The following is an 18,980-nucleotide window of genomic DNA, read 5'->3' on the forward strand; positions in this document are numbered from 1 at the left end:
CGGTTCGTCACCCGGCGCGATGGCTCGATACCCGCGCGCACGACCGAACGCACGGAGTAACGAGTGCATCGATTCAGCGACGGTGGGGTGGCAGCGACGGTGGGTGGGGGCGACGGTGGGGTGGGGGCGGCGGGTCAGAGGTACTGGCCGGTGGGGTTGATGTTCTCGATCGTCCGGCCCGGCTGCGCGGTGCCCTTGTCCTGCACGATGGTGCGGATGAACACGATCCGCTCCCCCTTTTTCCCGGACACGCGCGCCCAGTCGTCGGGGTTGGTGGTGTTCGGCAGGTCCTCGTTCTCCTTGAACTCGGCCACACAGGCGTCGAGCAGGTGCTCCACCCGGATCCCGCGCACCCCGGTGGCGAGCAGATCCTTGATCGCCTGCTTCTTCGCCCGGTCCACGATGTTCTGCACCATCGCCCCGGAGTTGAAGTCCTTGAAGTAGAGGACCTCCTTGTCGCCGCTGGCGTAGGTGACCTCGAGGAACTGGTTCTCCTCGTCCTCGGCGTACATCCGCCCGACCACCTGCTCGATCATCGCGTCCACGGCGGTCTGCGCATGGTCGTGGTGCTCGGCCAGATCGTCCGGGTGGATCGGCAACTCGGCGGTCAGGTACTTGGTGAAGATGTCCCGGGCGGCCTCGGCGTCCGGGCGCTCGATCTTGATCTTCACGTCCAACCGTCCCGGTCGCAGGATCGCCGGGTCGATCATGTCCTCGCGGTTCGACGCCCCGATCACGATCACGTTCTCCAGCCGCTCCACGCCGTCGATCTCGGCGAGTAGCTGCGGCACGATCGTGGTCTCCACATCCGAGGACACCCCGGTGCCGCGAGTACGGAAGAGGGACTCCATCTCGTCGAAGAACACCACCACCGGCACCCCCTGGGAGGCCTTCTCCCGCGCCCGGGAGAAGATCAGCCGGATATGCCGCTCGGTCTCCCCGACGTACTTGTTCAACAGCTCGGGCCCCTTGACGTTCAGGAAGTAGCTGCGCACCGGCGTCTGCGCCCCGGTGGACTGCGCGGCGGTCTCGGCCAACGAGGTGGCCACCGCCTTGGCGATCAGCGTCTTCCCGCAGCCGGGCGGACCGTACAGCAGCAGTCCCTTCGGCGGCTTCAAGCCATGCTCGCGGAACAGGTCCGGGTGCAGGAACGGTAGCTCCACCGCATCACGGATCTGCTCGATCTGCGCGGACAGTCCGCCGATATCGGTATAGGCCACATCGGGGACCTCTTCGAGCATCAGGTCCTCGACCTCGGCCCGCGGGATGTGCTCGAACGCGAACGCGGTCCGCGAGTCCACGGTGAGCGCGTCCCCGACCCGCACCGTCGTCTCCAGCAGTGGGCCCGCCAGGCGCACCACCCGTTCGTCCTCACCGCGGCCGAGCACCAGCACCCGGCCGGGGTCGAGCACCTCCTTGACCGTGACCAGCTCACCGACCGGCTCGTACCCACCGGCGGCCACCACCGTCATCGCTTCGTTGAGCTGGACCTCCTGGCCCGGGCGTAGCCCTTCGACGGCCACGCTGGGCGCCGCTCCCACGCGCATCTTCCGGCCAGAGGAGAGCACATCGAGCGTACGGTCGCCCCGGTCGGCGAGGAACAGCGCGTAGCTGGCCGGTGGTTTGCTCATCTCCTCGAGCTGGGTGCGCATCTCCACCAGCTGGGAGCGCGCCGTGGTCAGCGCGGTGACCAGCCGCTCATTCTTGGCGGCCAGCTCGATCGCCTGGTTCTGTAGGTCGCGCTCGCGCGCAGACCCGTGATTCTCGACCATCTAGAGCTCCCTCCGGGCGCGTGGCTTCTACTGTAGGTCAGCCCTGCGCGTCGGCGTCGTCCGGTCCGCTGTGTGAACCCTCACGTAGTGCTCGGTTGGCCTCGAAGGAGCGTCGCAGCTTGCGCAGCTTCTTGTCCGAGACGGTGCGCTCGCCCAGGTCGGCGGCCAGGTCCGCCTCGCCGAACTCCGGTGCCTCCTCCGCATACGCTCCGGGGGCAGGCCGGCGACGGCGGAGGGGCGCTTTGGTCTCCGGCGCCATCCTCCGTGTGGTCACCAGGAAGCCGGTGTGAGCGATCATCCGGTGCTCGGGCCGCACCGCCAGCCCCTCGAGGTGCCAGCCCCGGATCATCGATTCCCAGGCCTGCGGTTCGGTAAACCGGCCGTCGGCCTTGGCGTCCTCGGTGAATCGGGACAGCTGGGTGGCAGTGGCCACGTAGGCCACCAGCACCCCACCGGGGGTGAGGGCAGTAGCAGCGGCGTCCAGGTTCTCCCAGGGCGCCAGCATGTCCAGCACGATCCGGTCCACCGTCCCGGGCTGGCGCAGGTGCGTGATCACCTCGGCGAAGTCACCCACCTGCAGCTCCCAGGCGGGGTGCTGGCCACCGAAGAAGTCGGTGACGTTGCCCCGGGCGATCTCGGCGAAGTCCTCCCGCCGCTCGATGGACAGCAGGTTTCCGCCTTCACCCACGGCGCGAAGCAGGGACAGGGTCAGCGCACCGGACCCGACCCCGGCCTCCACCACCCGTGCGCCGGGATAGATGTCAGCCATGGTGACGATCTGGGCAGCGTCCTTGGGATAGATCACCGCGGCGCCGCGCGGCATGGACAGCACATAGTCGGAGAGCAGCGGCCGGAGGGCGAGGTATTCGATCCCGGCGGTGGTGGCCACCACAGTGCCCTCGGGGGCCCCGATCAGTTCGTCGTGGCCGAAGGAACCGCGGTGGGTGTGGAACACCTTCCCGGGCTGCAACGTGAGCGTGGTCAGCCGCCCCTTGGGGTCGGTGAGCTGGACCTTGTCACCGGGCCGCAACGGGCCGCGACGCATCGCGGCACCAATCGCTCCGGCAGCGGTTTCAGTTCCGGCCGACTCGATCGAGCCGGAAGCTCTCCCGTCTCGGTCATCGCTGAAAACCGTCGGTCCGGAAGTGGTCTCGGGTCCGTCGTTATCGTGGGTGGTCACGACCGGGCAGTGTACGTGCCCGCGAGCGCCGACACCCACGCCCGCACGTCCTCAGCCGCGCCCGGTACCACCGAGATGGCGCACCACCTCGGCCACCGGCACCACGCCGAGCGGACCCTGTGCCGGGTCCACCAGCACCACCACAGAGGCGCCGGCCTGCGCCGCCCGTGCCACCCGGGCCACCGCCGCGGGGCCCTGGAACACGGTGACCACCGCCACCGGTGGCAGCGCAGTGGCCACCGCGGTCACCGTGGTGCTCGCCCGAGCAGCTGGTGGCACCGCGCGCCACGCCTCGGCGGAGACGAGCGCCACCGGTCGTGACTGGGCGGTCACCACCACCGTTGTGGCGCCGCCCGCGGCCGCAGTGTCCAGATCGGCCACTGTGGCTGAGGCGTCCACGCCGATCACCGGTGACGCCATCGCGAGCAGGTCCAGCCCACGCGCCCCCATCTGCGCCTTGGCGTGGCGGACCGAGGCGTGGGCACCGTTCCAGAGCACCGCCCCCACCACGACCGCCCAGATCGCGGTGGTGAGCGAGGGACGGTGCCCGGCCAGCAGCGGCTGCCCGAGGCTGACCACCACCACGGTGATCGCGAGTACCTGACCGGCCCGCCCGGCCACCAGCATGCCGCGCAACCGGTCCTTTCCCGCGGCCCAGATCGCCGCTTCGAGGAGCTTGCCGCCGTCCATCGGCAACGCCGGCAGCAGGTTGAACACGGCCACGAAGGCATTCGTGTAGGTGAAGGCGAGCACGGCGAGCGCCGGCAATCCGTCGGTCACCATCCCGGCGGCCCACCCGATCCCAGCGAGCAGCACGTTGGCCGCTGGACCGGCCACGGACACGATCGCCGAGTCCGCCGGTGTACGCAGGCCACTGCCGAACGAGGTGTGTCCGCCCCAGAGGGTGATCACATACTCCCGCGCCCGGATTCCGCGGGCCCGCGCCGCCAACCCGTGGGCAAGCTCGTGGGCGAGCACGGACACGAACAGCAACGCGGGCACGGTCAGCGCCCACAGGTAGGCCTCGATGCCCAACCGGAGGTTGCGCTGCAGCCAGGGCCCGATCACCGCGACCAGCACCACGGAGATCAGCAGCCACCCCGCGGTGACCACCACCGGGGCGCCGGCGAGCGTGCCGATGCGCCACCCGCGGGTGCGGGCTGGTTCAGCCGGCCGGGAGGAGGTCATAGACAACTCCAGCGGCGATGCGGCGCAGGTCCGCCACGTCCACCTGGTCCAGGCTGGCCAGCCGGCTCCGGCCCTGCGCCGCGGGCACCGGTACCTTCGCCTGGACGGCGAGCACCCGGGTACCGGCCGCAGTGGCCGAGGCGACTCCGGGTAGGGAGTCCTCGATGGCGACGCAGCGCGCCGGATCCACCCCGAGCGCGGCTGCGGCCCGCAGGTACGGTTCCGGATGCGGTTTGCCCTGGTCCACCTCGTCCCCGGTGACCACGACGTCGAAGGTGCCGGTCTCGATCCCGGCCAGCACCACGTTCGTCAGCGGCCGCCAGGACATCGTCACCAGCGCACAGGGCACACCGGCCGCGCGCACCGCCTGGAGCAGCTCGCGCGCCCCCGGTCGCCAGGGCGCGCCGTCAGCGGCGATCTGTGCCACCACCCGACGCATCAGCTCGTGCACGATCTCCTCGACCGTGCCCCGGATCCCGGCCCGGCGCTGCAGTTCACCGGCGGAGGCCTCCAGGGACATCCCGATCAGGTCCACGGCGAGGCTTTCGTCCCAGCTCCCGCCGTGCTCGGCGGACAGTGCGACCTCCGCTGCCATCCAGTACGGCTCAGTGTCCACCAGCGTGCCGTCCATGTCCCAGAGCACCGCCGCGGGTAGGTCGGTCTCAGCCGGCTGCGGGTCGGTCAGAACCCGGTCGTCAGGGTGGGGCAACGCATTCTCCAGGGCTGGCAGTGGGAACAGGCGGGTACCGCCAGGCTATCGGCACCCACGCCTACCCCCAGCCATCCCACACCTGGCACCGCCGGCGGTGCAGCCCGGTGAGCACCACGGCCGTAGGCCCCGCACCACCGTGTAAGCATCGTGCAAGTGGGCGTCCCTAGCCTCGGATCGCATGACTGAGACGACCACCCGCACCGATATCGTCACCACGCTACGCACCTCGCTCACCTGCCCGGTGCACGGCCCGCAGGATCCGGACTGGGAAACAGTCCGCCGCGGCTGGAACCTGTACGTCGACCAGCAACCGGACGCGATCGTCGAACCGGCGACTGTGGCCGACGTGCAGCAAGCGGTGCGCCTGGCCGCATCGTTGGACGTGCCGGTAACGGCACAGAGCAACGGCCACGGCGCCACCGAGGCGATGAGCGGCACGGTGATGATCCGCGCGCACCGGCTGCGCGACCTGACCATCGACAGCGAGAACCGACGCGCGCGCGTCGGAGCCGGGGTGAAGTGGACGCACCTGGTCCAGGCGCTGGCCGGATCCGGGCTCACCGGCACCCCGGGAAGCACTGACGATCTCACCGTGGTGGGCTATCACCTCGGTGGCGGGCTGCCCTGGTTCGGCCGCGCCTACGGCCCCGCCGCCCGGTGGGTGCGGGCCTGGCAGGTGGTTCGTGCCGACGGGTCGCTGGCCGAGGTGAGCGCGCAGAGCGACCCGGAGCTGTTCTGGGCCCTCGGCGGCGGAGGCGGCGGGCTGGGCATCGTCACCGCCGTGGAGATCGAGCTGCTGCCTGCGCCGCAGCTCACCGGCGGCCAGCTGATGTGGCCGGCCGAGCGTGCTGCCGAAGTGCTGCACGCGTTCGCCGAGGCGACCACCACCGCTCCCCCGGAGCTGACCCTGTGGCTCTGGCTGATCACCTTCCCACCCACCGAGCCGTTCCCGCCGGAGCTGCACGGCCGCTCGATGATGAACCTGAACGTCACCCACCTGGGCGATCCGGCCGCCGCCGAACGCCTGCTCGCCCCGCTGCGGGCCGTGCCCGGTCTGGAGGTGGACACGGTCGCGCCGTTGCCGATCAGCGAACTGTCCACAGTGGCGAACGAACCCACCGAACCGCTGCCGGTGATGGACTGGTCCCACTTCGTGGCCGATCTGGACCCGGACTTCCAACGCGGTCTGCTCGAGGTGAACACCCCGAGCCAGGACACGGCGATGATCGCCTGCATCCGCCACCTCGGTGGTGCGTTGCGGGACGACTCGCCCACCGCCGTCGAGCCGATCACCGAGGGATACCTGCTGTTCGGATTTGCTCTGGCCGCCACCCCCGCCGACGAGCAGCGTATCCACGCGCACTGGCGTGTCCTGGAGGACCGGCTGGGTGCGCACCTGAGCGAACGCACCCACCTGAACATGCTCGGCCCGGACCCGGATCTGGCCCGCGCGCTCACCCCGGAAACGCGGCAGCGCTTGCGCCAGATCAAGGCCGCCGAGGATCCGCACGGGGTGTTCCGCAGCCACCGGCCGATCCTGGCGTGAGCGGCTCTGCCGGGTCCCGGTCGGCGGCGCAGGCCGCCGCCGGTGGCCGGCGCACCTCCCGTAGGCTAGTGCGGTGAGTACATCCCCGCGCCATCGTGGCCTCGCTCCGGAGGACGGAAGCCAGGACACGGCACAGATTCCTCCCGCTATGGTGATCGCCGCGTTCGAGGGCTGGAACGATGCCGGTTCCTCGGCGAGCTCCGCAGTGGAGCAGATCGCCACCGAGTGGGATGCCCGCGAGGTGAAGAGCCTGGACGTGGACACGTTCCACGACTTCCAGGTGAACCGGCCGGTGATCTCCACCGACACCGACGGCAATCGGACCCTCAGCTGGCCGGCGACCACGGTCTCGGTGACCGCCTCACCGAATCGCGGCCGCCGGGTGGTGCTGGTGCAGGGGGTGGAGCCGTCGATGCGCTGGCGAGAGTACTGCCGGCAGGTGCTGGACGTCGTGGAGGAGCTCGGTGCCTCCACGCTGGTGTGCGTGGGGGCACTGCTCGCCGACGTTCCGCACACCCGGCCCATCCCGGTGCAGACCAGCAGTGACGATCCCCGGGTGCAGGCCCTGCTGGACGTGGAGGCCAGCGAGTACGAGGGGCCGACAGGGATCACCGGGGTACTCACCCACCTGGCCTCCGAACGCGGCCTGCATGCACTGAACGTGTGGGCGGCGGTGCCGCACTACGTCGCCCAGCCGCCCTCGCCGAAGGCTACGCTGGCGCTGCTCACGGCGCTGGAGGAACTGCTCGGTGAGCCGGTCCCGATGGGTGAGCTGTCCGAGGACGCCAAGGCCTGGCAGGACGGGGTAGACGAGCTGGCGAACGAGGATCCGGAGGTCGCCGAGTACGTCCGGCAGCTGGAGCAGGCCAAGGACACGGTGGAGCTACCCGAGGCCAGTGGGGACGCGATCGCGCGCGAGTTCGAGAAGTACCTGCGCCGCCGCGACTCCGGGCACTGACCGCGAACGGCTCTCACCCGGTCAGGTCAGCTCGATCCCGAGCAGGGCGTCGATAGCGGTGATCACCTCGGCGGCGAGCGGCCCACGTGCGGCCGCCCGGTCCACCACCTCCAGGCATGCGGCGGTGTCCAGGTTATTCGCGAGCGCTTCGCGCATCTCCTGCACGACGGCGGAGCCCGGCGTGGTCTGCGCCGCTGCGGCGGGCGGGGAGGTCTCCTGGGCGTGTGCGCCGCCGGTCGCTGCCGTGGCATCGACCGCGGCGCGCCACCGGCCGAGCCGCCGGCCGGCTTCGTCCAGCTCGGCGTCGGTGTACTCCCACGACTCGCTGTAGTGGTGCGCGAGCAGCACCATGCGGATCGCCCGCACATCCACCCCGTCGGCGAGCAGGCCGGAGACGAACACCAGGTTGCCCAGCGACTTGCTCATCTTGGTGCCCTGGTAGGCGACCAGACCGGTGTGCAGGTAGCCCCGGATCGGCTCCTCGTCACCCGGGTGCAGGAAGCGCAGGTGGCTGGTGCCCATCTCGTGGTGCGGGAAGATCAGGTCCGCCCCGCCCCCCTCCACGGTGACCGGGAGCCCGAGGTAGTGCTCAGCCAGCGCCCCGCACTCGATGTGCCATCCGGGCCGGCCCGGACCGAGGCTGGCGCCGTCCCACCACGGTTCCCCGGCGCGGCGGCCACGCCAGAGCAGCGGGTCCAGCGGGTCCTTCTTCCCCTCGCGCTCGGGGTCCCCACCACGTTCGGCGAAGAACCGGGACATCGTCTCCGGATCGAGGTTCGAGACCGACCCGAAGCGGGAGTCGGCGCCCAGGTCGGCGTAGACATCCTGGTCCACCCGGTAGGCGGCGCCGGCGGCGACCAGTCGCTCCACTGCGGAGACCACCAGGTCGGTCGACTCGACCACGCCGATGTAGTGCTCCGGCGGGAGGACCCGCAGCGCCTGCATGTCGGTGCGGAACAGCTGCACCTGGTCGGCGGCGAGCTCGCGCCAGTCCACCCCGGTCTGCTCGGCCCGCTCCAGGAGCGGATCGTCCACATCGGTGACGTTCTGCACGTAGCGCACCTCCAGCCCGGCGTCTCGCCACACCCGGTTCAGGGTGTCGAAGGCCACATAGGTGAACGCGTGACCCAGATGGGTGGAGTCGTACGGGGTGATACCGCACACGTAGAGGTGAGCAGCGCCAGCGACGACTGGATCGAACCTCCGGCCGGTGGCGGTGTCCTGCAGCTGCGGCCGAAGGCCGGTCTCGGTCAGGACAGGGAGATGAGGATGAGGCCAGGAGTGCACTCGATCAGACTAACCGGCCGGAGGGGGCATCACGCTCAGCGCCCCGGCGAGCAGCAGGATCACCACCACCACTGCCAGACCGATCCGGTAGTACACGAACGGCTTGTAGGAGTAGGTGGAGACGATTTTCAGGAAAGCGATGATCACCACATAGCCGACGACGAAGGCGACCACTGTGGCCAGCAGAGTCGGCACGAAGCCCACCTGCCCGGCGGTACCGCCGCTCTTCACCAGCTGGTAGAACCCGGAGCCAAGCACCGCCGGGATCGCCAGCAGGAAGGAGTACCGGGCGGCGGCCTCGCGGGTGTAACCCATCAGCAGACCGGCGGTGATGGTGCCGCCGGAGCGGGAGACGCCCGGAACCAGGGCGAGGGACTGGGCGAAGCCGTAGAACCAGGCGTGCTTCCAGGTCAGCTGGGTCAGGGTCCGGGTCTTGGTGCCGCGCACGTCCGCGATGCCGAGGATCACGCCGAACACGGCGAGTAGCAGTGCGGTCAGGTACAGGTTGCGCAGCGCGTTCTCGATCTGGTCCTGGAAGAGTAGTCCGAGCACCACGATCGGGATGGAGCCGAAGATCACGAACCAGCCCATCCGGGCGTCCGGGTCGGAGGTCGGCATCTGCTTCTTCCACGGCCCGATCGGCAACGATTTCGCCCAGTGGGAGATGATCCGGGCGATATCTCGCCGGAAGTAGAGCACCACGGCCGCTTCGGTGCCGATCTGCGTGATCGCGGTGAACGCGGCACCGGGGTCGGAACTCATCAGGTCGCCGACGATGCGCAGGTGCGCGCTCGAGGAGATGGGGAGGAACTCGGTCAACCCCTGTACCAGGCCCAGGATGAGGGCTTCCCACAACGTCACGGGGTCCAAGAGTAAACGCCGCGGACCGGTAACCTCGCACCTATGGATTCACGGCGTGTGGGCGACAGCGGTCTTCGCGTGTCGTCGGTGGGGCTGGGCACGATGACCTGGGGCCGCGATACCGACGCCGGTGACGCGGCCGACCAGCTCCGCGAGTTCCTGGACGCCGGGGGCACGCTGCTGGACACCGCCGCCACCTACTCCGACGGCGCGGCCGAAGAGGTGATCGGCGAGCTGCTGGTCGATCAGGTGCACCGCCAGGACGTGGTGCTGTGCTCGAAGGCGGGCGTACGGGACGGCCGGGTGGATGCCTCCCGCGGGGCGCTGCTCGATGCGCTGGACGCCTCCCTGTCGCGGCTCGGTACCGATCACCTGGATCTGTGGCTGGTGCAGGCGCCCGACCCGCGCACCCCGCTGGCGGAGACCCTCTGGACGATGCAGCACGCCGTCGCGACCGGCCGCACCCGGTACGTGGGGCTGGCCAACCACCCGGCGTGGCAGCTCGCGCATGCCGCTACGGTGCTCGCCGGCGGCGCCGGGCCGTCTCTGGCGGCCGCCCAGATGGAGTACTCGTTGTTGCAGCGAGGTATCGAGCGGGAGGTCCAGCCCGCTGCGGAGGCGCTCGGCGTCGGCGTGCTGGCATGGTCGGCGCTGGGTCGCGGGGTGCTCACCGGGAAGTATCGCCGTGCGGTGCCGGCCGACTCCCGGGCCGCATCGCCGCACCTGCGCGGGTTCGTGGAGCCGTATCTGAACGACCGGGCGCGCTCGGTGGTGGAGGCGGTGGCCACTGCGGCCGATGGGTTGGGCCGGGCACCGGTGGAGGTGGCGCTGGCCTGGACCCGGGATGCACCAGGCGTGGCCAGTGCGATCATCGGTGCCCGCAGCCCCGCGCAGCTGCGCGGGGCGCTGGCGGCAGACGACCTGGAGCTGCCGGACCAGATCCGCACCGTGCTGGACGAGGTCACCGAGCCCGAGTTCGGCTACCCCGAACGTCGCTGACCCGGCCCGGTTGAATCCAGCCCGCCCCAGCCCGAGTGAGTCCAGTCACGCGATACCCGGCGCGCTGGGTCGTGCTCCCCGGGCACGACCGAGCACAGGAAGTATCGACTGCGTCCGGCCACGGGTGGGAGCGTCAGAGCGTCAGAGGCGCGCTTCGCCCTCGTCCGTGGGGGTGTCGGACTCGAGGTTGTCGTCCTCGAGGGCATCGTCGTCCAGGTCGTCGAAGTCGAAGTCCTCGTCGCCCTCGTCATCGCCGTCGTAGACCACCAGGGGCGTGTCCACGCCGTACTCCTCGTAGACGGCCTCGTCATAGTTCTCGAACGCCTCGGCGAGACCGTCGGCTGTGGCCAGTACGACCGGGGCTTCGTCATCCTGGACGGACTCGACCGCCTCCAGGTGCTGCTCGAAGGCCTCGATCAATCGGTCCAGCGCGGCACGCGGGTCGGTAGCCATACCGTGACCGTAGCACCCGGACCTCACGGTGGGGAGAGGCATTTTCCCGCCGCCTCGTGCCACCACACCGGCGCTTGTGTTCGACGCACTCGGGTGCGCTGGCTATCGTGCTGCCATGCCGTCTTCCACCGCACCGGTAGCCGCCTCCCAGGCAGCGTACGAGTTCCGAGTGCTGACCCTTCCGGCGACCACCGCGCGCAACGAACTCCGACAGCTCCTCACCGACGAGGCCGAGTACGGCCGGTGGGAGTTGGCGCGGCACCGGATCTACCTGGGTGGCGCCCGCAAGGTGTGGCTGCGCCGCAAGATCATCCGCGTGCGCAGCACGCTCTGAACCACCCAGTGCGCAGCACGCTCTGAACCCAGTGCGAGCTCGCGCCTCACCTCCCGGCGCGCCTCACCTCCCCGTGCGCCGCAGGGCTCAGCAGCTGCGCAGGAACTTCTCCAGCACCCGGACCCCGAACTGCACCGAGGCCACCGGCACTCGCTCGTCCACGCCGTGGAACATCCCGGCGAAGTCCAGGTCCGGCGGCAGCTGCAGCGGCGCGAACCCGTAGCCGGTGATGCCCAGCCGGGCCAAGGACTTGTTGTCGGTACCGCCGGAGAGCATGTACGGCAGCACCACAGCACCCGGGTCCTCGGCGTCCAGTGCCGCCACCATTCGGTCCACCAGCTCGCCACCGAAGGGCACCTCGAGGGCGATGTTGCGCTGGACGTCCTCCAGCCGGATCCCGGGCCCGGCCAGCTCGCGGATCATGTTCACGGTCTGCTCTTCCTCACCGGGCAGGAACCGGACGTCCACCACGGCCTCGGCCACCGACGGCACCACGTTCGCCTTGTACCCGGCGTCCAGCTGGGTGGGGTTGGAGTTCGCGGCCAGGGTGGCGCTGACGAACTTGCTCGCCGAGCCGATCGAGCCGGCCAGTGCCTCGATCGAGGCCCGGTCGCCGGCGTCGTACCCGGTGCCGGTGAGCTCGGCGACCCCGTCGAGCAGGGCCCGCACAGTCGGTGAGAGGCTCAGCGGCCAGGCGTGCCGGCCGATCCTGGCGACCGCCTCGGCCAGGTGGGTGACGGCGTTGTCGGAACTGATCTGCGACCCGTGCCCAGCAGTGCCGTCGGCGATCAGGCGCAACCACGCGATGCCCTTCTCCGCGGTCTGCAGCAGATAGGCACGGCGGCCGTTCACCTCCACCGAGTACCCGCCCACCTCGCTGATCGCCTCGGTCGCCCCCTCGAACAGCTCGGGCTTCTTCTCCACGGCGTATCCGGCGCCGTAGGTACCGCCGTGCTCCTCGTCGGCGAAGAACGCGATCACCAGGTCCCGTGGCGGCTGCCAGCCGGTGCGCTTCATGTCCCGGACCACGGCGAGGATCATCGCGTCCATGTCCTTCATGTCCACGGCGCCCCGGCCCCAGATCATGCCGTCCATCTCTTCGCCGCCGAACGGGTCCATCTTCCACTCGGAGGCCTGAGCGGGGACTACGTCCAGGTGCCCGTGCACCACCAGTGCGTCCCGGTCCGGATCGGCTCCCGGGATGCGCAGCACCACGCTGGCGCGCCGGTCGGCCGACTCGAAGTAGGTCGGGTCGTAGCCGACCTCGGTGAGCAGCTCCATCACGTACTCGGCGGCAGCCCGCTCCCCCGGTCCCGACCCGTCGCCGTAGTTGGAGGAGTCGATCCGGATGAGGTTCCGGCAGATCGCTACTGCATCGAGCTCGGCGGCGGTGGGTGTGCGGTTCTCGTCGGTCATGAATCCAGTCCTAGGCGCTTGAGAAGGGGGTCGATCACGGCGTCGCGACCACGCAGGTCACGATACGAGGCGAGCGGGTCACGGGTGTGCCCGCGGGCGAGCAGGGCGGCACGGAACCGGCGTCCGGCGGCCCGGTTCAGACCGCCGTCGTCGTTCTGGGCGGCCTCCTGGCGGAACCACTCGACGGTATCGGCGTCCAGCACCTCGCTCCAGATGTAGGAGTAGTAGCCGGCGTCGTAGCCCCCGCCGAAGATGTGGTTGAAGTAGGTGGATCGGTACCGCGGTGGTACCAGCGGGTAGTCCAGGCCGATCGCAGCGAGCGCGTCGGACTCGAAGCCGGTGACTGCCTCGGCCCGGGTGGGCACCTGCTCGGGGGTGAGCTGGTGCCAGGCCTGGTCGAGCATCGCCGCCGCGAGGTACTCGGTGGTACCGAAGCCTTGTCCGTAGGCCTGAGAGGTGCGCAGCTTCTCCACGGTGTCGGCGGGTAGCGACTCGCCGGTGCGGTGGTGCCGGGCGAAGCTGGCGAGCACCTCCGGGTGCCACGCCCACATCTCGTTCACCTGCGAGGGGTACTCGACGAAGTCGCGCGGCACGTTGGTTCCGGACACGGACGGGTAGCGGCACTCCGCGAACAGACCGTGCAAGGCATGCCCGAACTCGTGGAACGCGGTGATCACCTCGTCCCAGGTGAGCAGAGTGGGCTGACCGTCCGCCGGCCGGGCGATGTTCAGGTTGTTCACCACCACCGGCGCGTGCCCGAGCAGCCCCGAAGCGTCCACCAGGTTGTGCATCCAGGCGCCGCCGCGCTTGCCCTCGCGGGCGTAGTAGTCGCCGACGAACAGCCCCAGGCCGGTGCCGTCGTGATCGAAGACCTCCCAGACCCGCACTCCCTCGGCATACCCGGCCAGGTCCTTGTTCTCGGTGAAGGTCAGGCCGTAGAGCCGGCCGGCGGCGTAGAAGACGCCGTCGTGGATGACCCGGTCGAGCTCCAGGTAGGGGCGTAGCGCCGCGTCGTCGACGGCGTAGCGCTCCCGCCGTACCCGGTCGGCATAGTAGGGCCAGTCCCAGGCGGCCAGCTGCGCCCCCGGTTCGTCGGCGGCCAGTGCCTCGGCCAGCTCGGCACCCTCGGCACGGGCATTGCGCACCGCGGGACCGGCCAGGCGGGCGAGCATGGCGTTGATCGCCTCGGTGCTCTTCGCCGTCCCGTCCTCGGCGACGTAGGCGCCGTGATGGGCGTATCCCAGCAGCTGGGCCCGCTCGGCACGCTTGCCGGCCAGTGCTACCAGGGTCGCGCGGGTGTCGGAGTGGGGGTGCACCCCGGTGCCGCGGGTGGCCGACGCGGTGAACACCTGCTCGCGCAGCCGCCGGTCCGCGGCCTGACTGACGATCGCCTGATCGGTGGGCAGGTCGAGGGTGACCAGGTGCCCGTCGAGGCCCCGGTCGGTGGCCGCCTGCGCGAGCGCGGAGACCGCGTCCTCGGCCAGTCCGGCGAGCAGCTCGGGGTCGGTGAGGTGCACAGCAGCCGACTCCAACCCAGCCACCACCTGCTGGGCAAACTGGGTCTCGAGTGTGGTGATCTCACCGTTCAACCCGCGCAGGATCGCCTTCTCGTTCTCGCCGAGGCGGATCCCGGCGCGGATGAAGCCGGTGAGGTACCGGTGCAGCACCCACGCGGTCTCCGGATCGTCTACGCCGGAGGCCTGCACCTCTTCGAGCCGGTCGTAGAGGCGTTCGTCCAGCCAGAAGGCGTCCTGGTGCGCGGCCAGCACCGGCGCATACTCCGACTCAATCTCCCGGAGCTCGTCCGTTCCGGCCGAGCTGACCAGCGTGCCGAACACGGCTTCGACCCGTTGTAGCAGCTGTCCGGAGCGCTCCACCGCATCCAGGGTGTTCGCCACGGTGGGGGCGGCGGGGTCGGTGGCGATCGCCGCCCACTCGGCGCGCTGCTGGGCGAGTCCAACGTCAAGCGCCGGGCGGATGTGCTCGGTGCGGACAGCCACGAAGTCCGGCAGTCCGTACGGCAGGATCCAGGCGCGGGAGAACGGGTTCTCGGCGGCGAGTGAAGAGGCGGTCATGACTCATTCATACCCGAAATTCGTCCGTCCCCACCCGGTACCCGCAAGCACTGCAATGTTGTACAGTTTGAAGCACGCCGGGATCAGTCCCCGTCCCCCTCGGAGGCGTAGAAGTCCCGGCTAGCAGCGACGGTCGAACGGCCCCCCTCTGAACGGCCGATCGCGCGGCGGCCCCGATTGCGTTCATCGCGTCGGGGCCGCTTCCTTTTCGCCGGAAGTCGCCAGTGTCGCTGCCCAACGGCGGTGCCGTGGACCACGGCGGATCGGCCCGCTCACCGGTCAGTCAGAGGCCGCCGGCGTAGCCGTGCTGACGCCACGCCTCGTAGACGGCGATCGCTGCCGAGTTGGACAGGTTCAGCGAACGCACCGCGGGTCGCATCGGGATCCGCACCTGTGCGGTGATCGCTGGGTCGGCCAGCACGTCCTCGGGCAGCCCGGTCGGTTCGGTGCCGAACAGCAGGGCATCGCCCTCGGCGTAGGAGATATCGCCGAAGTGGCGCTCGGTATGGGTGGTGAAGGCGTAGATCCGCCCACTGCCGTGGGTCTGCAGATGGTCGACGGCGCAGGGCCAGTCGGGATGGACCCGCACGTGGGCAAGGTCGTGGTAGTCCAGGCCGGCACGGCGCAGCTTGGCATCGCTCATCTCGAATCCGAGGGGTTCGACCAGGTGCAGCGTGGCACCGGTCACCGCGGCCATCCGGATGGCGTTTCCGGTGTTCGGCGGGATGACCGGCTCGTGAAAGACGATGTGGAACACCAGCGCAGAGTACTCCGACGGCTACGCTGAGCCCGATGGAGCAGTTGTCGCTGGACCGCCTGAGAGCACTGGAGCACCGAGGCTGGACGCGCTCTGTGCCTCGACCGGAGGCGAGTTCTACGGCGAGCTGATGACCGCCGATGGGCTGATGGTGCTGGTCAACGGGATGGCACTCGACCGCGATCAGGTGGTCGCGAGCTTGGACGGTGCCCCCGCCTGGGACGGCTACCAGCTCACCGAGGTCCGGCGCATCGACCTGGGCGATCACGCTGCCGCCCTGACCTATCGAGCCACAGCGCACCGCGCCGGCGAAGAGCCGTTCGTCGCGCTGATGTCCAGCACCTACCGGCTCCTCGACGGCGCGCCCCGCCTCGCGCTGTACCAACAGACCACCGCGACGCACTGACGCTCCGGCGAGCGATCGCCGTCGGCGCGGTGGTGAAGACTGTGAAGATCTTGTGTGCCCTTTGCACCCACTGGTCGATCGGATAGCGCTATGTTGCTTCGGGTGTCCCGATTGTCCCCGGGGCCATTCCCGACTCGATGAGGAGACCCCTTGATGCGTCGACCACCGTCGCCGGACCGCGTGCGGCCGCGTAGAGCCGTTGCCTGCGGAGGCATCGCCGCGCTGGCGTTGTCCACGCTCGTCCCCCTGTCCGGAGCATCCGCCGATGAGGTGAGCGATCTGGGCACCGCCTCTGATTACGGTGCCTCGTCCAGTGCGACCGGACTGCAGGCTGAGTCCTCCGCCACCGGTGCCTGGTTCGTCCAGACCGGCGGAACGCCCACCGTCCAGGGAGGATCGCCGTCGGTGAACACCCGCAGCGCCGATGCCGCTGTGGACGAGGCCGAGGACCTGGGACTGGACGTCGAGGTCCGGGAGACCTACTCCCAGCTGTGGACAGGGTTCTCCGCGGAGATGTCCGACCATGACGCTGCCGTGCTCGCCGAGGCCGACTCGGTGCAGGCGGTGTTCCCGGTGATGACCGTCGCCCTGCCCCCGGATACGGCATCTGCCGAGACCCCCGAGATGGTCAGCGCACTGGCGATGACAGGTGCGGACATCGTGCAGAGCGAGCTCGGATTCACCGGTGAGGGCATCCGGGTGGGCATCCTGGACACCGGGGTGGACTACGACCACCCGGACCTGGGCGGGGCCGGGGACGGGACCTCGTTCCCGACCGAACGAGTCACCCACGGGCACGACTTCGTGGGCGATGACTACAACGCCGACAGTTCCAGCCCCGACTATCAGCCGGTGCCGCACCCGGACGACGACCCGGACGACTGCTACGGGCACGGCACCCATGTGGCCGGTATCGTCGGCGCGAGCGGCGACCCGGCCCAGGACGAGGTCCGCGGGGTCGCACCCGGGGTGACCTTCGGCGCCTATCGTGTGTTCGGCTGCGGTGGCTCCACCGACACCGACATCATGCTCGCCGCGATGGAGATGTCGCTGGCCGACGGGATGGACGTGCTGAACATGTCCGTCGGTGCCGGCTTCGCCTCCTGGCCGCAATACCCCACCGCCGTGGCCAGTGACAACCTGACCGCCGCCGGGATGGTCGTGGTCGCCTCGATCGGGAACGACGGCGAGCTGGGCACCTGGTCCGCTGGTGCACCGGGGGTGAGCAACTCCGCGATCGGCGTGGCCTCCTTCGACAACACCGCGTTCACCACCAACGTGTTCGCCACCAGCCCGGACGGCGCCACCTACCCCTACACCACGGCTTCCGGTTCACCGGTGATCCCGACCAGTGGCGGCGCTCCGCTGGCGGTTCCCGCGGCAGGTGAGGAGGAAGCCTGTGCGCCGCTGACCGGTGACTTCACCGACCAGATCGTGGTGGCCTTCCGCGGCACGTGTCCGTTCTACGACAAGGCCTTTAACGCGCAGGAAGCCGGTGCTGCCGGTGTCGTGCTCGCCAATAACGTGCCCGGACTGATCAACCCGACCGTGGAGGGCGAGCCGGCGATCACCATCCCGGTCGCCTCGGTCTCGTTGGAGTCCGGTACGGCGCTCGTGGCAGCGATCGAGGCCGGTGAGGCGACCGACCTGGAGTGGACCGACGAGCTCTCCTCCGAGCCGAGCCCGACCGGTGGCCTGATCTCCAGCTTCAGCTCCTACGGCATGACTGCCGACCTGCAGCTGAAGCCGGACCTGGGTGCTCCTGGCGGCCAGATCTGGTCCACCATCCCGCTGGAGAACGGCGGGTACGGTTCGATGTCCGGCACCTCGATGTCCTCTCCGCATGTGGCCGGTGCTGCTGCGCTCATGCTCGAGGCGCGGGACGTGACTCCTGCGCAGGTCAAGGACCTGATGCGGAATACCGCCGACCCGGCGCTGTGGGCGCTGTCCCCCGACCTCGGGTTGCTCGGCCCGGCGTTCCGCCAGGGTGCGGGCCTGCTGGACATCGACGACGCGATCCTGGCCGCCACCTCGGTCACCCCCAGTGGGCTGAGCCTGGGTGAGAGTGAGGCGGGGCCGGTCACCGAGACGCTCACCGTGGACAACGCCGGCGACCAGCCGGTCACCTACGCGGTCAGCTACGAGGATGCGGTGGCCACCGGCGGCGACCCGGACAACCCGAGCTTCTTCTCTGCGCCGAGCACAGTCGAGGCGCCGGAGACGGTCTCGGTCGGGGCCGGTGAGAGTACGTCGTTCGACGTGACGATCTCCCCGAACGCGGACCTGGAGCTGTCCCAGTACGGCGGCTACGTGGTGCTCACTCCCGAGGAGGGTGAACCGGTGCGGATCCCGTACGCGGGCTTTGCCGGCGACTACCAGTCACTGCCGCTGATGACCGACATCGGCGCTGGGCTGCCCACGCTCGGCTCGCTGGCCGAGTGCGAGCGGTTCATCGGTGTGGACTGTGTGATGGGTGGTTCCTACAACCTGGAGCCCGAGGGCACCACGTACACCATGAAGGACGGCGATGTGCCGACCATGCTGGTGCACCTCGAGCACCCGGCACAGTCGCTGGAGCTGACCGTCTACGCCTCGAACGGCGGTGAGCGTGGGGCGCAGTTCGGCCCGACCGCCACGTTCCTGGCCGAGGACTACCTGGGCCGTCACCCCGGTGACCAGTCGTTCCAGCCCTACACCTGGGACGGGCGGTTGGACTCCGGTTCGGCGCACGGTCAACGCAGCTCGGACTGGCGGGTGCCGGACGGTGACTACATCGTGGAGATCACCGCAGTGTCCGCGCTCGGTGATGCGGCCAACGCCGACGAGTCGCAGACGGTGTACACCTCGGAGTTCACCATCGACCGGAACGACAACGGCAACCCCTGGTGGGAGACGGCGATCCAGATGCTCGCCGTCCCGTTCCACCTGTGGGACGACGTGTTCTGCGCCATCACCGGCGTGTGCGGGCCCGGGCACGGCGGTGGTCGCTGAGACCGGGTCGCTGAGACCACACGGCTGACCGCCTGACGGTCACCC

At 69.8% G+C, this 18,980-nt stretch carries 16 protein-coding genes; 6 read left to right on the forward strand and 10 right to left on the reverse strand.

Annotated elements, in window-relative coordinates:
- Positions 1-134 precede the first annotated feature (134 nt).
- From arc to FU260_RS14015, 4 genes are all read right to left on the reverse strand, one after another.
- On the reverse strand, positions 135-1,772 hold the full coding sequence (arc, locus tag FU260_RS14000) for a proteasome ATPase (RefSeq protein ID WP_147917624.1): 1,638 nt from the start codon (positions 1,770-1,772) through the stop codon (positions 135-137).
- A gap of 37 nt (positions 1,773-1,809) precedes the next feature.
- Positions 1,810-2,817: a tRNA (adenine-N1)-methyltransferase gene (locus FU260_RS14005; RefSeq protein ID WP_147919499.1), complete on the reverse strand. Its 1,008-nt coding sequence runs from the start codon at positions 2,815-2,817 to the stop codon at positions 1,810-1,812.
- A 186-nt stretch (positions 2,818-3,003) separates the two neighbouring features.
- Positions 3,004-4,140, reverse strand: coding sequence for a site-2 protease family protein (locus FU260_RS14010; protein ID WP_147917625.1), 1,137 nt, complete (start codon positions 4,138-4,140; stop codon positions 3,004-3,006).
- Entirely contained in the window at positions 4,118-4,849 is a 732-nt protein-coding gene (locus FU260_RS14015) for an HAD family hydrolase (RefSeq protein ID WP_235912502.1), read from the reverse strand. The genes FU260_RS14010 and FU260_RS14015 overlap by 23 nt, the downstream gene beginning before the upstream one ends.
- Positions 4,850-5,030: 181 nt before the next feature.
- Between FU260_RS14015 and FU260_RS14020 the strand changes: the two genes are divergently transcribed.
- Entirely contained in the window at positions 5,031-6,398 is a 1,368-nt protein-coding gene (locus tag FU260_RS14020) for an FAD-binding oxidoreductase (RefSeq protein WP_147917626.1), read from the forward strand.
- Positions 6,399-6,546: 148 nt separating this feature from the next.
- Positions 6,547-7,356, forward strand: coding sequence for a PAC2 family protein (locus FU260_RS14025; RefSeq protein ID WP_147919501.1), 810 nt, complete (start codon positions 6,547-6,549; stop codon positions 7,354-7,356).
- Between the two features lie 21 nt (positions 7,357-7,377).
- On the opposite strand, the gene mshC is transcribed toward FU260_RS14025, so the two are convergent.
- Together mshC and FU260_RS14035 are read right to left on the reverse strand one after the other, a co-directional pair.
- A complete protein-coding gene (mshC, locus tag FU260_RS14030; protein WP_147917627.1) occupies positions 7,378-8,643 on the reverse strand; it encodes a cysteine--1-D-myo-inosityl 2-amino-2-deoxy-alpha-D-glucopyranoside ligase in 1,266 nt (421 codons plus the stop codon).
- A 9-nt stretch (positions 8,644-8,652) separates the two neighbouring features.
- Positions 8,653-9,504, reverse strand: a complete 852-nt coding sequence (locus tag FU260_RS14035) for an undecaprenyl-diphosphate phosphatase (protein ID WP_147917628.1) — start codon at positions 9,502-9,504, stop codon at positions 8,653-8,655.
- Between the two features lie 42 nt (positions 9,505-9,546).
- Here FU260_RS14035 and FU260_RS14040 point away from each other — a divergent pair, with 42 nt between their 5' ends.
- On the forward strand, positions 9,547-10,503 hold the full coding sequence (locus tag FU260_RS14040; RefSeq protein WP_147917629.1) for an aldo/keto reductase: 957 nt from the start codon (positions 9,547-9,549) through the stop codon (positions 10,501-10,503).
- Positions 10,504-10,644: 141 nt separating this feature from the next.
- On the opposite strand, the gene FU260_RS14045 is transcribed toward FU260_RS14040, so the two are convergent.
- Positions 10,645-10,956, reverse strand: coding sequence for a DNA primase (locus tag FU260_RS14045; protein ID WP_147917630.1), 312 nt, complete (start codon positions 10,954-10,956; stop codon positions 10,645-10,647).
- 115 nt (positions 10,957-11,071) lie between these two features.
- Between FU260_RS14045 and FU260_RS14050 the strand changes: the two genes are divergently transcribed.
- Entirely contained in the window at positions 11,072-11,290 is a 219-nt protein-coding gene (locus FU260_RS14050; RefSeq protein WP_147917631.1) for a DUF5703 family protein, read from the forward strand.
- A gap of 87 nt (positions 11,291-11,377) precedes the next feature.
- Here the strand turns inward: FU260_RS14050 and FU260_RS14055 are convergent, their stop codons facing one another.
- The 3 genes from FU260_RS14055 to FU260_RS14065 all read right to left on the reverse strand — a co-directional run bounded on the left by FU260_RS14055 (position 11,378) and on the right by FU260_RS14065 (position 15,538).
- Positions 11,378-12,706 (reverse strand): M20/M25/M40 family metallo-hydrolase, encoded by a 1,329-nt coding sequence (locus FU260_RS14055; protein WP_147917632.1) that lies wholly within the window; start codon positions 12,704-12,706, stop codon positions 11,378-11,380.
- Positions 12,703-14,781, reverse strand: coding sequence for a M3 family metallopeptidase (locus tag FU260_RS14060; RefSeq protein ID WP_147917633.1), 2,079 nt, complete (start codon positions 14,779-14,781; stop codon positions 12,703-12,705). Before FU260_RS14060 ends, FU260_RS14055 begins: the two co-directional genes overlap by 4 nt.
- A 283-nt stretch (positions 14,782-15,064) precedes the next feature.
- Positions 15,065-15,538 carry a tRNA (cytidine(34)-2'-O)-methyltransferase gene (locus FU260_RS14065; protein ID WP_187368445.1) on the reverse strand — a complete coding sequence of 158 codons (474 nt, stop codon included), beginning with the start codon at positions 15,536-15,538 and terminating at the stop codon, positions 15,065-15,067.
- Between the two features lie 130 nt (positions 15,539-15,668).
- Here FU260_RS14065 and FU260_RS14070 point away from each other — a divergent pair, with 130 nt between their 5' ends.
- Both FU260_RS14070 and FU260_RS24400 read left to right on the forward strand, forming a co-directional pair.
- On the forward strand, positions 15,669-15,944 hold the full coding sequence (locus FU260_RS14070) for a nuclear transport factor 2 family protein (protein WP_235912501.1): 276 nt from the start codon (positions 15,669-15,671) through the stop codon (positions 15,942-15,944).
- 153 nt (positions 15,945-16,097) lie between these two features.
- Positions 16,098-18,935, forward strand: coding sequence for a S8 family serine peptidase (locus FU260_RS24400; RefSeq protein WP_147917635.1), 2,838 nt, complete (start codon positions 16,098-16,100; stop codon positions 18,933-18,935).
- Positions 18,936-18,980: the final 45 nt, after the last annotated feature.

Source organism: Ruania zhangjianzhongii (assembly GCF_008000995.1).
Lineage (GTDB): Bacteria > Actinomycetota > Actinomycetes > Actinomycetales > Beutenbergiaceae > Ruania > Ruania zhangjianzhongii.

Excerpts from the sequence above, each read along its gene's own strand:
- FU260_RS24400 (WP_147917635.1), top strand. The coding sequence starts at position 16,098 with ATGCGTCGACCACCGTCGCCGGACCGCGTGCGGCCGCGTAGAGCCGTT.
- FU260_RS14005 (WP_147919499.1), bottom strand. The coding sequence starts at position 2,817 with ATGCGTCGCGGCCCGTTGCGGCCCGGTGACAAGGTCCAGCTCACCGAC.
- FU260_RS14050 (WP_147917631.1), top strand. The coding sequence starts at position 11,072 with ATGCCGTCTTCCACCGCACCGGTAGCCGCCTCCCAGGCAGCGTACGAG.
- FU260_RS14040 (WP_147917629.1), top strand. The coding sequence starts at position 9,547 with ATGGATTCACGGCGTGTGGGCGACAGCGGTCTTCGCGTGTCGTCGGTG.
- FU260_RS14010 (WP_147917625.1), bottom strand. The coding sequence starts at position 4,140 with ATGACCTCCTCCCGGCCGGCTGAACCAGCCCGCACCCGCGGGTGGCGC.
- FU260_RS14060 (WP_147917633.1), bottom strand. The coding sequence starts at position 14,781 with ATGACCGCCTCTTCACTCGCCGCCGAGAACCCGTTCTCCCGCGCCTGG.
- FU260_RS14070 (WP_235912501.1), top strand. The coding sequence starts at position 15,669 with ATGACCGCCGATGGGCTGATGGTGCTGGTCAACGGGATGGCACTCGAC.
- FU260_RS14025 (WP_147919501.1), top strand. The coding sequence starts at position 6,547 with ATGGTGATCGCCGCGTTCGAGGGCTGGAACGATGCCGGTTCCTCGGCG.
- FU260_RS14020 (WP_147917626.1), top strand. The coding sequence starts at position 5,031 with ATGACTGAGACGACCACCCGCACCGATATCGTCACCACGCTACGCACC.
- FU260_RS14055 (WP_147917632.1), bottom strand. The coding sequence starts at position 12,706 with ATGACCGACGAGAACCGCACACCCACCGCCGCCGAGCTCGATGCAGTA.
- arc (WP_147917624.1), bottom strand. The coding sequence starts at position 1,772 with ATGGTCGAGAATCACGGGTCTGCGCGCGAGCGCGACCTACAGAACCAG.
- FU260_RS14045 (WP_147917630.1), bottom strand. The coding sequence starts at position 10,956 with ATGGCTACCGACCCGCGTGCCGCGCTGGACCGATTGATCGAGGCCTTC.